The sequence below is a fragment of the Kitasatospora sp. NPDC057198 genome, from assembly GCF_042670125.1.
Taxonomy (GTDB): Bacteria; Actinomycetota; Actinomycetes; order Streptomycetales; family Streptomycetaceae; genus Kitasatospora.
In genome coordinates this window covers 1-13,672 of record NZ_JBHUWH010000192.1, presented here as the reverse complement: position 1 = coordinate 13,672, position 13,672 = coordinate 1, and the positions used below count along the sequence as shown (strand labels likewise).

Genomic DNA, 13,672 nt, shown 5'->3' with positions numbered 1-13,672 from the left:
GCCCCACGGGGGTGGGCAGCGGCGCCCGTTCGTTCCCGGATCCGCCGCGGTGCCGTTCTCCGCCGGCCGGTGCCCGCCGGAATTCGGAGCGGACAATTCCGTTACCCCCATTCCACCTCCCGTTTCCCGCACGGTGGTTCGGGCCGGATATGCTGCGCGCGTCCGCGCCCGGCGGAATTTCCCGCGAGCCTGTTCGGGCGCCCAGCCCGAAAGGCCCGCGCAGCCGATGGCCCCCCGAATCTCCGTCGTCGTCCCGGTGTACAACGTCGAGCGCTACCTCGCCGCCTGCCTGGACTCGATCGCCGATCAGGCGCTCACCGAACTGGAGTGCGTCATGGTCGACGACGGCTCCACCGACGGCAGCGCGGACATCGCCGAGCGGTACGCCGCGCGCGACCCCCGCTTCCGGCTGGTCCGGCAGCAGAACCAGGGCCTCGGCGCGGCCCGCAACACCGGCGTGCGCCACCTCGCCCCCGGCACCGAGTACCTGGCCTTCGTCGACAGCGACGACGTGGTGCCGCCGAACGCCTACCGGCTGATGGTCGACACCCTGGACCGCACCGGCTCCGACTTCGCCACCGGCAACGTGCTGCGGCTGCGCACCGCCGGCCTGGAGCCCTCGCACGTGCACCGCCGCCCGTTCGCCGAGACCCGGCTGCGCACCCACGTCAGCGAACTGCCCTCGCTGGTCACCGACCGCACCGCCTGGAACAAGGTCTACCGGCGCTCCTTCTACGCCGCCGCCGGCCTGGACTACCCCGAGGGCATGCTCTACGAGGACGCCCCGGTCAGCGTCCCGCACCACTTCCTGGCGGAGCACGTCGACGTGCTCTCCGAGCCGGTCTACCACTGGCGGATCCGCGAGGACGGCGACAGCTCGATCACCCAGCGCCGCACCGACCCGCGCGGCCTGGCCGACCGGGTCCGCTCCATAGAACTCGTCCGCGGCTGGCTGCTCGACCGGCCCGAGCCGGTCTTCCGCGAGCACCTGCGGGCCTACGACCACAACACCCTGGTCGAGGAGATACCGATGTTCTTCTGGACCGTCCCCGACGGCGACCACGACTACCGGTACGCCTACCACCGGCACGTCACCCGGCTGATCAGCGCCATCGGGGACGACCGGATCGAGGCCCTGCCGCGCTTCCTGCGCCTCAAGTACCGGCTCACCGTGGCCGGCCGGGTGCACACCCTGGCGAACGTCCAGCGCCTGCACCGCCGGGTGCGCAACACCCGCAAGGCGCTGCGCCGCAGGTAGCGCCCGCCGGCCGCCGCTCATCGCCGGCCGCGGGAATCGACCTCGGCGCGGGCCAGCCAACCCAGGTACCAGGTGCGGAAGTCCGGGGCGAGCTGCGACATCAACCCGTCCGCGGCGAAGCTGTCGTCCCACACGCTGCCCCGGTGCGGGCCGGAGACCACCAGCCAGGACGAGTAGCCGCAGCCCTGCTCGCCGATCTGCACCGAGCCCGCCGTCATCCGGCGGCGCAGCACCTCCCACTCCTCGTTCCACGGACGGAACGCGGCCAGGTGGGCGTCCGGATCGGGGAAGTCCTCCTCCCGGGGCTCGCGGGCGGTGAACTCCGCGTCCAGCCGGGCGCGTTCCGCCTCCGAGAGGAACTCTGCCGCCAGGTCCCCCGGTCCGTCGTACTGGCCCGGCCAGCCCCAGCCGTCCGGGGAGTCGGCCAGCGGGAACAGGCCGTAGTAGGGGCCGGCCCCGCCCGCGCCGACCTCGGCCAGGAAGGTGCGGTACCCGGCGGGCAGGGTGATGCCCAACTGGTGTTCGGCCTCCGCGAGTTGGGATTCGGTCAGCGGGTCGGCCAGGGTGAAGCGGTGCCGTCCGGAGCCGAACACCCTTCCGCTGTACGGCCGGAGGGCGGCCAGCCGGGCCCGGACCCCGGTCCAGTTCGTCGTCATGCGGCGGACCCTACGCGGCCGCCCGGCCGGGCGGCAGCTCAGTTTCCGGGGCAGGCCGGGGCGGCCGAACCGCCTTGCACGTCGGTCGACTTGAGGTAGGCCAGCCGGTGGTTGTAGCGGATCGGGTAGTAGGTGTCGCAGCCGACCACCAGGGTGCGGTCCTCCGGGGCGCCGCCGTCGATGTTCCGCGCGTAGTAGAAGTCGCCCTGCACCGGTTCGGCGTCCGCGGCCGGGTACGCCTGTCCGGCCGGGACGGTCGCGGACAGCGGTACCACCTGCTGGACGGGGATCGACGGGTGGTCCCGGTAGGCGGCGGCCTCCGGGTAGGCGCGGCCGTACACCGGGATCGTGGCCGCGCCGGGGCGCGGGGTGAGCACCGTCCGGCCGGGGCGGGTGTCGGGGGCGCTGACCGAACCGGCCGGGTCGGCGAACCACGCCTTCTGCCCGTCGTACCAGATCGCCGTCCAGCCGTCGGCGGTGTCCGCGACCACGTAGTGGGTGCCGGTGACGGCCTTGTCGCGCCAGTCGGAGGCGTCCCGGGTGCCGCCGTTCAGCAGCGGGGCGTCGGCGGACGGGCCGGTGTGCAGCGGGACGAAGTTCTCCGGGCGGTCCGGAGTCCCGTTCACCGCGGGGCGGTTGGTGTCGAACGCCGGGGCGAGGGTGATCACCGAGCCGACCGCGGGCCGCCCGCCGGGGCGGGGCAGCGGGGCGCCCAGCAGGTCGAAGTAGTGCGCCCAGTCCCAGAAGGTGCCCGGGTCCCAGTGCATCCCGGCCACGTTGGCCTGCACCGGGCCGGGCACGTCGTCGTGCCCGAGCACGTGCTCCCGGTCCAGCGGGATGCCGTAGCGCGCGGCCAGGTGGCGCACCAGCGCGGCGGAGGACTGGTACAGCTGCTCCGAGTACCAGGTCGGCCGGTCCTTGGGGAAGGCGTAGCCCTCGTGCTCGATGCCGATGCCGTGCATGTTGAAGGTCTTGTTGCCCGCGTGCCAGGCCACGTCCCGGTTGCTGACCAGCTGGGCGACGTGCCCGTCCGAGGAGCGCACCAGGTAGTGCGCGCTGGCCTGGCTGTGCGGGTTGGCGAAGGCGGCGAGCGAGCCGTCGTAGCCGCCCTCGGTGTCGTGCAGCACCACGTACCGGATCCGCTGGCCGTCGTCCGGGCGGTTCGCCTTGGTGTAATTGCCGTACGAGGACGGGTCCTTGGGATCGGTCAGGGCGTACGCGGCCGGGCGCCACTCGCAGTCCAGGCCGGCCGGGCAGTCGACGGCAGCACCGGTTCCGGCGCGGGCCTCGGCTCCGGTTCCGGCTCGGGCCTCGGTTCCGGCTCCGACCCCGGCTTCGACTTCGGCTTCGGTGGAGCGGGGCGCCGGGCGCTCCGGGCGGTCGACGCGCAGGGCGGGGGCGGCGGCCAGCCGGACGTGCCGGCCGTCAGCGGTGGTGCGTTCGGCGCCGGTGCGCAGGGTTGCGAACACCCGGTCCGCGAACGGGCTTTCGTCGCTGCCGCCGTACCGGGCCACCGCCCGGTACCAGTCGCCGGGGTCGGGGCTCGCGGCCCGGCCGGACTCCCGCTGGTAGTGCGCCAGCAGCGCGGCGGCGGCCCGCAGGTTCTGCGCCGGGTCGGTCGCGACCTGCTCGGCGGGGCGGCCGATCAGCCGGGCGGCGGCGTCCAGGGTGTGCAGCCGCGGGCCGTCCGCGCCGGGCGGGACGGCGGCCGGGTCGACCCGGGTCAGCCCGGCCACCCCGTAGTTGCCGGTGGTGCTGGGCTCGCCGCCGTGCGATTCCCACCTGGTCTGCTGGTAGGCCAGCGCCAGCAGCAGCCCCTCCGGAACGCCGAACTCGGCGGCGGCCGAGGCGAATCGGCCCTGCAGCGGATCCGCGGCGGGCAGCCGGCCGGCGGCGGAGGCCGGGGCCGCGCCCAGGACGGTGGCGACCAGGGCCGTCGCGGCGGCCGCGACGGCGGCCCGGGGCATCCGGATCACCGGGGACCTCCTGCTGGTGGGCGCGCCCGCGGACGTCCCCGGGCGGTCGTCGACGCTAACAGCCGGGCCCGCCCGGACGGCGCTGCGACCCGCGGCCGGAAGGGTGGCCGTCCGCGCCTCAGCCGCGCAGGCGCAGCAGCGCGCCGCGGGCCCGCAGCAGCGCGGGCACCAGCAGGTAGACCACGGTGGGGACGACCAGGGCGGTGACGACCAGGACCCGCAGCGGCACGGACAGGCCGGTCAGCGCGGGGCCGAGCAGGAGCTGGGCGAGCGTGATCGCCGGGTAGACGGCCAGCCAGGTGAGCAGGGCGCGGACGTGCACCGACGGGGCGGGGGCGGTCGTGGCGGCGGTGGCGGGGGTGGTGGCGGCGGTAACGGCGGTGGTCGACACGGGGTGCCTCCGGTTCGGTCGGCTCGGCAGGGAGGTGCGGCGGGAGGTGCGGTGGGAGATGGGACGGGGAGGTGCGGTGGTTGTTCGAAGCTAACCAACCAACCAGTTGGTTGTCAACTATCCAGTTGGTTGGCAGGCCGGGCCGTCCCGCCCTACGCTGACCGCATGACCCAGGACCCGACCTCCACCAAGCAACGGCTGCTCTCCGCCGCCAGGGAAGAGTTCGCCGCGCACGGCATCGCGGGCGCCCGCGTGGACCGCATCGCCGAACTGGCCGGCGTCAACAAGGAGCGCATCTACGGCTACTTCGGCAGCAAGCAGAAGCTCTTCGACCGGGTGGTCGCGCAGGCCCTGGACGAACTCGCCGAAGCCGTCCCGCTGCGCCCCGGCGACGACCCCGCCGAGTACGTGGGCCGGGTGTACGACTTCCACCGGGCCAATCCCGTCCTGCTGCGGCTCTCGCTCTGGGAGGGCCTGCACCACCGCGAGGGCGCGCTGTCCGACGAGGAGCACCGGGCCACCCACTACGAGCGGAAGGTCGCCGCGCTCGCCGAGACCTTCGGCACCGAGGTCTCCCCGCAGGTCACCTCCTGCCTGCTGAGCCTGATCGCGCTGGCCGCCTGGCCGCACGCGGTGCCCCAGATGTCCCGGCTGATCCTGGCCGCCGGGCCGGAGCCCGACCTGCGCGCCCAACTGGTGGCCTTCGCCCGGCAGGCGGTCGCCGGGGCCGTCCCGTCCGGGACCGTTCCGGCTGAGGGTGGTGTCCGGACGTAGCGGCGGCGCCCGTACCGCGTGCCGGTGCCCCGGAGCGAGGTCCGCTCCGGGGCACCGTGCCGTTCTCCCCGCTACGCCTGGGCGGCGGCCCCCTCCGGGGTCAGCCACTGGACGAACTGCACGACGACCCCGTTCGGGTCGGTGACCTGGAACAGCCGCTCGCCCCACGGCTCGTCCAGTAGCGGCATGGTGATCTCGACCCCGGCCTCCTTGAATCGGGCCTCGGTGGCGGCCGCGTCGTCCACGGTGAAGGCCAGGATCAGCCCGGCCGCGTGCTGGTCGCGGAAGCCCTCCGGCAGCACCTCCAGGCCCCGGCGCAGCAGGACCACGTTCAGGCCGGCGGTCGGGTGGCCGAGCGAGGCGAAGCCGTCGGCGGACATCTCCTCCCGGAAGCCGAGGTGCGCGGTGAAGAAGGCGGCGGAGGCCGCGACGTCCTCGACGTTCAGGGACACGGCAGAGCGGTTGATCTTCAAGGGGAGGTCCTTCCGGATCGGTGGACGTGCTGCGCCAAAATCTCCGTACGACGTACACTATACACAGTACGGAGATTTTTGCATGGGAGAATCCCCCGCATGGCCAGCAACCGGAGCAGTGCCGGAGACCCGGCGCACACCCTCGCCCTGCTCTGGGGCGTCCCCACCGCCCCCGCCACCGGCCGGCGCGGGCCCCGGCAGGCCCAGTCGCCCGCCACCATCGCTGCCGCCGCGATCGGGGTCGCCGACGCCGAGGGGCTGGACGCCGTCACCATGCGCCGGGTCGCCCAGGAGCTCGGCCTCTCCCCGATGGCGCTGTACACCTACGTCCCCGGCAAGGCCGAGCTGCTCGACCTGATGCTCGACACCCTCTACGCTGCGATGCCCCGCAGCACCCCCGCCGACCGGGGGTGGCGCGCCCGCGCCGCCGCCGTCGCCGACGACAACCGCGCCCTGTACGCCGCCCACCCCTGGACCGCCGCCGTCCCCACCACCCGCCCGCCGCTCGGCCCCGGCCTGATGGCCAAGTACGAGTACGAGCTGCGCGCCCTGGAGGACACCGGCCTCGACGACGTCCGCCTCGACGCCGCCCTCACCCACCTGCTCGGCTTCGTCCACACCTGCGCCCGGACGGCCGCCGACGCCCGCGCCGCCCAGCAGGACAGCGCCATGAACGACCAGCAGTGGTGGGAGGCCAACGCCGACCTCCTCGCCCGCGTCCTCGACCCGGCCCGCTACCCCGTCGCCACCCGCGTCGGCACCGCCGCCGGCCAGGCCCAGGGCGGCGCCTACGACGCCGACCGCGCCTACGAGTTCGGCCTCCCCCGGGTCCTCGACGGGCTCGCCGCGCTGATCGAGCGGCCGCCGTCCGCCTGACGCGGCGGGGAACGCGAAAAACCCGGCGCGGACCGATGAGTTCCTTCATGATCGTCAGTCAGTAGTCGTGGAAGGTGCGCCGCAGCCCAAGGCAGCCCAAGGCAGCCCAATGCAGGCCGCGGCGTCCACCGGCCCACCGCCGACCACCGCACACGAGAGACCGGGAACCACCGATGCGCACCCTGATCAGCACCGCCTTCATCTCGCTCGACGGCGTCGTGGAGGCCCCGGGCGGCGAGCCCGGCTACCGCAACTCCGGCTGGACCTTCAAGGACGTCGAGTTCCTCCCCGAGGCGTTCGAGATCAAGGGCCGCGAACAGGAGGAGGCCACCGCGATGCTGCTGGGCCGGACCAGCTACCAGGCGTTCAGCCCGGTCTGGCCGGACATGGCGGACTTCGCCGGCTACAAGGTGATGCCGAAGTACGTCGTCTCCACCACCCTCACCGACGACGACCTGGTGACGAACTGGGGCGAGACCACGATCCTGCGCTCGCTCGAGGAGGTCGCCGCCCTGAAGGAGACCGAGGGCGGTCCGATCATCGTCCACGGCAGCGCCACCCTGAACCAGGCCCTCTCGGACGCCGGACTGATCGACCGCTACCACCTGCTGGTCTTCCCGCTCCTGCTCGGCGCGGGCAAGCGCCTGTTCAGCGCCACCGACAAGGACGCCCAGAAGCTGAAGCTGGTCGAGCACGAGGCGTACGCCAACGGCCTGCAGAAGAACGTGTTCGACGTCGTCCGCTGACCCGGCCGGACCGGCCTACCCGCGGCGCGGGTGGAGGGTCCTCGCGCGGTGGAGCTTCGCGAACCGTTCGACCTCCTCCGGGGGCACCCAGGCGAAGGGGCCGACCCGGCGGGCCAGGTTCGCGCCGGCCAGGGCGGCGACCACCACGGCGATCGGGGAGCCGAAGAGGCCGACGGCGAAGAGGAAGGGGCCGCCGGTGAGTACCGCCACGATCAGGTAGGCCAGCACCAGCGCCGGGCCCGCGGCCAGGGCGGCCCGGACGGACCACCGCCGGGTGGGCGCGCCCACCCGGCAGGCGGCCAGGGACCAGGCGACGGCCAGGCCGGTGAACGCTCCGGTCAGCAGGCCGAGCGCCACCAGTGCGAGCCCGACCAGGGGCATGCCGCTCAGGGCGGCGCCTCCCCCGAGCAGCAGGTACGGCGCGGTTCCCGTCGCCGCGCCCAGACCGGTGACGCGCAGGACGACCGAAGATCTGCGAAGCACGATGCCCCACCCCCTCGGCATCGCACCGTACACGGAGCATACGTGCGGGGGCAGGGCACCCCGTCCGCTACGGCCGTTCCGGCCGGTCGGCCGGGTCGAGCGCGGGCCGCCGCTCGCCCCGAGCACCTGGGCGCCCCGGCCCGGCAGCCGCTCGGCGATCCGCGGCCCGCGCTCGCTGTGCACCGCGAACGGCGCGCAGGTACTCCTCCAGGTACCACCGCAGGTCGGCCGGCGCCTGCGCGTCCAACGGCCGGACCAGCGGGACCGGCTCGCCCGCCGGGCTCGGGAACGCCTCCCCACCCCAACGGCGACGACCCCCGTCAACTACCCCTTGCCGCACGGGATCAGTGACCGGTTTTCGCCCTTGCCGACAGAACGGCCGCACTCCGCGCACGCCACGGGGAAGACGGTGGACGGGGCGTACTGCCCCTGGCGCAGCCGGAGCGCGTGCGGACACGGGGAAGGCCGTCGTCGAGCGCCACCGTTCGAGCCGGTTGGCGTCAGGACCGGCGTCGACCGGTGGTGGGCGGTGCGGGCAGGCGCGGGTCAGTACGGCAGCAGGTCGTTCGTGACCAGGTCGAAGTCGAACGGCTCAGGGATGCGCAGCGTCTCGCCGAACTCGATGTCCTCACGGCGGTGGTACTTCGTACCGTCGGGCCGGCTGAACAGGGTGACGGTCTTCTGCCGGGCGTCGACCAGCAGGTACAGCGGGATCCCCATCAGCGGGTAGTCGCGGACCTTGCCGACCCAGTCGTTCTCCGGGTTCGAGGGGGAGACGAGTTCGACGGCGATGGTGGCGGACTCGGACGGGACCTGGTTGTCGGTCGTTTCCAGCGCCTCGCTCGGAAGGTACGTCAGGTCTGGGTTGCGGCTCTTGCCGACGTTGGGTGACACCAAGTCGGTGTTCTCGCTCGGCAGCAGGTCGACCGGGGCGTACCTGTCGAACTGGCGGCGGATCAGCAGCAGGTTTCGCTGGTGGATCCCCGAGGGGCTGACCGTCATGACGATGGTGTCGCCCGAGATCTCCACCTTGAACCCGTCGGGCAGGCTCCGTCGGGCTTCTTCGAGGAGTGCGAAGTGCTCCGGGTTCATGACGGCCGTTTCCTGGGGTGCGCCGGGCAACACCCTCAGATTAGTCCGGCATCCGGGCCGACAGCACTCGTGCGCGGTACTTGCCGCCGTGCCCGTTCTCCGGTCCCGCACGAGCCCTCAACCGCTCCGGCAGCCGACCGTCCACCGACGGCCGACCGTCCGCTGCGCGGTTGGCGTCAAGCGGCACGGCTGGCGTCAAGCGGCACGGAAATGCCCCCGAAGCGAGCTGCTTCGAGGGCATCGTTCCTGGTCAAACGTTGTGGCCAGGGCCGGGGTCGAACCGGCGACCTTCCGCTTTTCAGGCGGACGCTCGTACCAACTGAGCTACCTGGCCGTACTGCACCGCCTCTTGCGAGACGAGCGATCCCGACGGGACTTGAACCCGCGACCTCCACCTTGACAGGGTGGCGAGCTAACCAACTGCTCCACGGGACCTCATGCGGATCGCTCCGCACAGGACCTTACTACGGTACTGCGTACCCCCAACGGGATTCGAACCCGTGCTACCGCCTTGAAAGGGCGGCGTCCTGGGCCACTAGACGATGAGGGCTTGCGGCCCTTCCGGCCGGATGATCCGGCGTTCGGGGACGTCGAGAAGCATATGGGATGCCGGGCGGGAACGCCAAAACGGTTTCCGGCGGTCGGCGCGGCGGGGCTGGTCGCGAGGGGCGCGGGGGGTGCGGCGGCGGGGGAGGCGGAGGCTGCGGCGGTGGCGGGGTCAGGACCAGCCGAGTTCGTGGAGTTCGTCGTCGTCGAAGCCGAAGTGGTGGGCCACCTCGTGGATGACGGTGGTGCGGACCTCCTCGACGGCCTCCTCGCGGGTCTCGCAGTAGCGGAGGGTCGGGCCCATGTAGACCATGATCCGGTCGGGGAGGACGCCGGCGTACCACTCGCCGCGCTCGGTGAGCGGGATGCCCTCGTAGAGGCCGAGCAGCTCCGGGGTGGCGGGGTCGGGTTCGTCCTCGACGAACACCGCGACGTTGTCCATCATCGCGGCCAGCCGCGGCGGAATCCGGTCCAGCGCGTCGGACACCAGCGCCTCGAACTCGTCCCTGGTCATCTCCACGCGCCCCATTGTCGGAGTTCCGCTGACGGGGCGCCAGGGCATTCGGGCGGTGGCGGGTGCTTGACTTTGCGGCATGACGACGAGGGAGCCGGTGCTGCGCGGGCAGGGGCGGGTGGTGGCGGTGGTCTCCGCGGGCGGGGTGCTCGGGGCGAGCGCCCGGTACGGGGCGGGGCTGCTGTGGCCGACCGCGAAGGACGCCTTCCCGTGGACCACGCTGCTCGTCAACCTGGTCGGCTGCGCGCTCATCGGGGTGGTGCTGGTGGTGCTGACCGAGGGCCGGCGCACGCCGCACCCGCTGCTGCGGCCGTTCCTGGCCACCGGGATCCTCGGCGGCTTCACCACCTTCTCGACGTACGCGGTGGACGCCCAGCAGCTGTTCGACCACGCGCTGCCCGGCAGGGCGCTGCTCTACCTGGCCGGGACGCTGCTGGCCGCGCTGGCCGCCGTGTGGGCGGCCGCGGGCGCGACCCGGGCGGTGCTACTGGGGCGGAGCGAACGGGCCGGGGGGCGGGCCGGGGAAGGGGCTGCGGACGCGGCCGGGCGGGAGGCGGCGGAGTGAACTGGCTGCTGGTGGTGGTGGGCGCCGCGGTCGGCGCGCCGCTGCGCTACCTGACCGACCGGGCGGTGCACTCCCGGGTCGGCTTCGGCTTCCCGTGGGGCACGCTGACCGTCAACGTCTGCGGCTGCGCGCTGCTCGGCCTGCTCACCGCGGTCGCCCCGCCGGACGTCCGGCTGCTGCTCGGGACGGGCCTGTGCGGGGCGCTCACCACGTACTCGACCTTCTCGTTCGAGACGCTGAAGCTGGCGCAGAACGGTTCGCGCGGCGCGGCGCTGGGGAACGTGGCGCTGTCGCTGGGGGCGGGCCTGACCGCGGTGTACGCGGGGGCGGGCGTCGGGCACGCGATCTGGGGGTGAGTGGGGCGCCACCCGTGTCCCGGTGGGCGGGCCGCGCGTTGGGCACCGGAAATGGTGGCGGCCCGGGGCGGGCCGTGCGGGAGGTGGCTCGATGGTGGCGGGTTCGGTGGGCCGGTCGGCGGTCGTTCGGTCGGCGGTCGTTCGGTCGGCGCTCGTTCGGTCGGTGGCAGGACGATCGATGGCAGGGCGGTCTGCGGCAGGGCGGCTGGTGGTAGGGCGGCCGGCGGCGGGACGGCCGGTGGCCGGACGGTCGGCGCGGCGGCGGGCGGCGGTGGGTTCGGTGGCGGCGGCCCTGGCGGTGCTCGGACTGGGCGGGTGCATGTCGGTGGGCGCGGACGCCCCCGGCGGGACGGTGCAGGTGAAGCCGTCCGGGACGGGCAGTGCCGCGGCCAGCACCAAGCCGGGCGGCGGGCCGGCGGCGCGGACGGGCAGCCGGCCCGGGGAACACGGCGGCACGTTGAGCCTTGACGGTGCGTCACCGGCCGCGTCGTCCGCCGCGGGTGCCCCGGCGTCCGGGTCCGTGCCGCCGGCGGCGGAGGGGGTGCCGGGCGGGGCCGTCCAGGTGCCCGCGCCCTCGGCGAGCGGCCCGGCCCCGTCCGGGACGCCGTCCGGGCCGTCCGCGCCGTCGTCCAGCCAGCCCGCCGGGGGCAGTGGTTCCGGCGGCAGTGGTTCCGGCGGCAGCGGCTCCGGCGGCAGTGGTGGCGGCGGTGGGACGGCAGCCCCGTCGGGTCCGCCGAGCAGCCCGCCGGCGTCCTCGCACTCGGCGGCGCCGTCCGCGACGCCCAGCGGCGCGGGGTCGGAGCCGGCGGGCGGGCCGTCGTCGGCGCACTGAGCGCTCAGGGCGGGCCGGGTGGCGCGCCGGACCGGACCGGGCCTTCGTTCGACGGTGCTGACCAGGGGATTTGCCTCTGATCCCGAGGCTCCCCTATGGTGGTAGATCGTTCGTTTGATCCTATTTGGCTGGCGCTCCTCATACACCTTTGAGCGCCCTTGGCGCGTTCCGGCGATCCGTGGCTGACCGCATAGAGGCGGTTTTTCAACAGACCCCCGGACTTTGGCGCGTGCCACTTCCGGAAGGTTTTGCATGTCTCTCGTTGACGACGCCCGCTTCGCCATGCCCGCGAACGGGTCCGACGCCGACTCCCTCGACACCGACACGCTGGACGCGGAGCTCGCCGAGCTGACCGACGCCGACAGCGACCTCGACACCGATCTCGACGCCGACCCCGGCCTCGACGCGGACGGCGACACCGCCGACGCCGAGCCCACCATCACCTTCGGCGACCTGGGCCTGCACGACGACGTCGTCCGGGCGCTCGCCAAGCGCGGCGTCACCACCCCGTTCCCGATCCAGGCCGCGACCATCCCGGACGCGCTGTCCGGCAAGGACGTGCTCGGCCGCGGCCGCACCGGCTCCGGCAAGACCCTGAGCTTCGGCCTCCCGCTGCTGACCCGCCTCGCCGGCGGCGAGCGCACCAAGGCCAAGCACCCGCGCGGCCTGATCCTCGTCCCGACCCGCGAGCTGGCCATGCAGGTCGCCGACGCGCTGGAGCCGTTCGGCTCGGTGCTCGGCCTGCGCCTCAAGGTGGTCTGCGGCGGCACCTCGATGTCGAACCAGATCTACGCGCTGGAGCGCGGCGTCGACGTCCTGGTGGCCACCCCCGGCCGCCTGCGCGACCTGATCAACCGCGGCTCCGCCAAGATGGACGAGGTCGAGATCGCCGTCCTCGACGAGGCCGACCAGATGGCCGACATGGGCTTCCTGCCCGAGGTCACCGAGATCCTCGACCTGGTGCCGGCCGGCGGCCAGCGCCTGCTGTTCTCCGCCACCCTGGAGAACGAGATCGACACTCTGGTCAAGCGCTACCTGAAGAACCCGGTCACCCACGAGGTCGACCCGTCGGCCGGCGCGGTCACCACCATGACCCACCACATCCTGGTCGTGAAGCCCAAGGACAAGGCGCCGATCACCAACGCGATCGCCGCCCGCAAGGGCCGCACCATCATCTTCGTCCGCACCCAGATGGGCGCGGACCGGGTCGCCCAGCAGCTGCTGGAGGCCGGGGTGAAGGCCGACGCGCTGCACGGCGGCATGACCCAGGGCGCCCGCACCCGCGTCCTCGGCGACTTCAAGGACGGCTACCTGAACGTGGTCGTCGCCACCGACGTCGCCGCCCGCGGCATCCACGTCGACGGCATCGACCTGGTGCTGAACGTCGACCCGGCCGGTGACCACAAGGACTACCTGCACCGCTCCGGCCGCACCGCCCGGGCCGGCCGCTCCGGCACCGTCGTCACCCTGGTGCTGCCGCACCAGCGCCGCGGCGTGTTCCGCCTGATGGAGGACGCGGGCGTGGACGCCTCGCGCCACATCCTCGACCACGCCTTCGACGCCGAGGTGGCCCGGATCACCGGTGCCCGCTCGCTGGTCGAGGTGCAGGCCGAGAGCGCGTCCGGCATCGCCGGCGCCGCCGAGCGCGAGGTCGCCGAGCTGACCCGCGAGTTGGAGCGCGCCCAGCGCCGCGCCACCGAGCTGCGCGAGGAGGCCGACCGCCTGGCCGCCCGCGCCGCCCGCGAGCGCGCCGAGCTGGGCATCGAGGACGAGGAGCCGGCCGCCGAGGCCGACGCCGAGACCCCCGTTGCCGCCGCCGTCGCCGCCCCGGCCGAGGCCGAGCCGGTGACCGAGGAGCGCGCCCCGTCCTACCGCGAGGCCCGCAGCGAGCGCCCGGCGTACAACAACCGGGACCGCGGCGAGCGCGGCGGTTTCAACCGGGACGACCGCGGTGACCGTGGCGGCCGTTCGTTCGGCGACCGGGACCGTGGCGAGCGCGGTGGCTTCAACCGGGACGACCGCGGTGACCGTGGTGGCCGTTCCTTCGGTGGCGACCGTGAGCGTGGCGGTTTCAACCGGGACGACCGCGGTGGCCGTTCGTTCGGTGGCGACCGTGAGCGCGGCGGTTTCAACC

Annotated in this window: 14 protein-coding genes and 3 tRNA genes; 7 read left to right on the top strand and 10 right to left on the bottom strand. The window is 73.7% G+C overall.

The features are described 5' to 3' along the window. Positions 1–226 precede the first annotated feature (226 nt). Positions 227–1,258, top strand: a complete 1,032-nt coding sequence (locus tag ACFUEL_RS21550; RefSeq protein WP_380238091.1) for a glycosyltransferase family 2 protein — start codon at positions 227–229, stop codon at positions 1,256–1,258. A 17-nt stretch (positions 1,259–1,275) separates the two neighbouring features. Here ACFUEL_RS21550 and ACFUEL_RS21545 read toward each other — a convergent pair whose 3' ends face one another. The 3 genes from ACFUEL_RS21545 to ACFUEL_RS21535 all read right to left on the bottom strand — a co-directional run bounded on the left by ACFUEL_RS21545 (position 1,276) and on the right by ACFUEL_RS21535 (position 4,281). Continuing rightward, positions 1,276–1,914 carry an SMI1/KNR4 family protein gene (locus ACFUEL_RS21545; protein ID WP_380238090.1) on the bottom strand — a complete coding sequence of 213 codons (639 nt, stop codon included), beginning with the start codon at positions 1,912–1,914 and terminating at the stop codon, positions 1,276–1,278. 38 nt (positions 1,915–1,952) lie between these two features. Next, positions 1,953–3,881, bottom strand: a complete 1,929-nt coding sequence (locus tag ACFUEL_RS21540; RefSeq protein ID WP_380238095.1) for an N-acetylmuramoyl-L-alanine amidase — start codon at positions 3,879–3,881, stop codon at positions 1,953–1,955. A gap of 127 nt (positions 3,882–4,008) precedes the next feature. Beyond that, a complete protein-coding gene (locus ACFUEL_RS21535) occupies positions 4,009–4,281 on the bottom strand; it encodes a hypothetical protein (protein WP_380238089.1) in 273 nt (90 codons plus the stop codon). 165 nt (positions 4,282–4,446) lie between these two features. On the opposite strand from ACFUEL_RS21535, the gene ACFUEL_RS21530 reads away from it, so the two are divergent. Next, a complete protein-coding gene (locus tag ACFUEL_RS21530) occupies positions 4,447–5,055 on the top strand; it encodes a TetR family transcriptional regulator (protein ID WP_380238087.1) in 609 nt (202 codons plus the stop codon). A 71-nt stretch (positions 5,056–5,126) separates the two neighbouring features. On the opposite strand, the gene ACFUEL_RS21525 is transcribed toward ACFUEL_RS21530, so the two are convergent. Then, the gene (locus ACFUEL_RS21525) at positions 5,127–5,528 is read right to left on the bottom strand and encodes a VOC family protein (protein ID WP_380238085.1); all 402 of its coding nucleotides are present in this window, start codon (positions 5,526–5,528) and stop codon (positions 5,127–5,129) included. 99 nt (positions 5,529–5,627) lie between these two features. Between ACFUEL_RS21525 and ACFUEL_RS21520 the strand changes: the two genes are divergently transcribed. Next, positions 5,628–6,404 carry a TetR/AcrR family transcriptional regulator gene (locus tag ACFUEL_RS21520; RefSeq protein ID WP_380238083.1) on the top strand — a complete coding sequence of 259 codons (777 nt, stop codon included), beginning with the start codon at positions 5,628–5,630 and terminating at the stop codon, positions 6,402–6,404. A 173-nt stretch (positions 6,405–6,577) separates the two neighbouring features. Beyond that, positions 6,578–7,150 carry a dihydrofolate reductase family protein gene (locus ACFUEL_RS21515; RefSeq protein WP_380238082.1) on the top strand — a complete coding sequence of 191 codons (573 nt, stop codon included), beginning with the start codon at positions 6,578–6,580 and terminating at the stop codon, positions 7,148–7,150. A 15-nt stretch (positions 7,151–7,165) separates the two neighbouring features. Here ACFUEL_RS21515 and ACFUEL_RS21510 read toward each other — a convergent pair whose 3' ends face one another. The 6 genes from ACFUEL_RS21510 to ACFUEL_RS21485 all read right to left on the bottom strand — a co-directional run bounded on the left by ACFUEL_RS21510 (position 7,166) and on the right by ACFUEL_RS21485 (position 9,785). Next, positions 7,166–7,633, bottom strand: a complete 468-nt coding sequence (locus ACFUEL_RS21510; RefSeq protein WP_380238080.1) for a hypothetical protein — start codon at positions 7,631–7,633, stop codon at positions 7,166–7,168. A 546-nt stretch (positions 7,634–8,179) separates the two neighbouring features. Beyond that, on the bottom strand, positions 8,180–8,725 hold the full coding sequence (locus tag ACFUEL_RS21505) for a Uma2 family endonuclease (protein ID WP_380238079.1): 546 nt from the start codon (positions 8,723–8,725) through the stop codon (positions 8,180–8,182). A 260-nt stretch (positions 8,726–8,985) separates the two neighbouring features. After that, positions 8,986–9,059: transfer RNA gene (locus ACFUEL_RS21500), tRNA-Phe, on the bottom strand. Between the two features lie 27 nt (positions 9,060–9,086). Then, positions 9,087–9,160 (bottom strand) — tRNA-Asp (locus ACFUEL_RS21495). 42 nt (positions 9,161–9,202) lie between these two features. Then, positions 9,203–9,275: transfer RNA gene (locus ACFUEL_RS21490), tRNA-Glu, on the bottom strand. 168 nt (positions 9,276–9,443) lie between these two features. Further along, a complete protein-coding gene (locus tag ACFUEL_RS21485) occupies positions 9,444–9,785 on the bottom strand; it encodes a metallopeptidase family protein (RefSeq protein ID WP_380238093.1) in 342 nt (113 codons plus the stop codon). 79 nt (positions 9,786–9,864) lie between these two features. Between ACFUEL_RS21485 and crcB (ACFUEL_RS21480) the strand changes: the two genes are divergently transcribed. The 3 genes from crcB (ACFUEL_RS21480) to ACFUEL_RS21470 form a co-directional block, all read left to right on the top strand. Continuing rightward, positions 9,865–10,350, top strand: a complete 486-nt coding sequence (gene crcB, locus ACFUEL_RS21480; RefSeq protein ID WP_380238077.1) for a fluoride efflux transporter CrcB — start codon at positions 9,865–9,867, stop codon at positions 10,348–10,350. Beyond that, complete coding sequence (gene crcB, locus ACFUEL_RS21475; RefSeq protein WP_380238075.1) at positions 10,347–10,706, top strand: fluoride efflux transporter CrcB; 360 nt, start codon at positions 10,347–10,349, stop codon at positions 10,704–10,706. The genes crcB (ACFUEL_RS21480) and crcB (ACFUEL_RS21475) overlap by 4 nt, the downstream gene beginning before the upstream one ends. A gap of 1,084 nt (positions 10,707–11,790) precedes the next feature. Next, positions 11,791–13,672, top strand: a 1,882-nt coding sequence (locus ACFUEL_RS21470; protein WP_380238073.1) for a DEAD/DEAH box helicase, incomplete at its 3' end; no start/stop codon positions are given.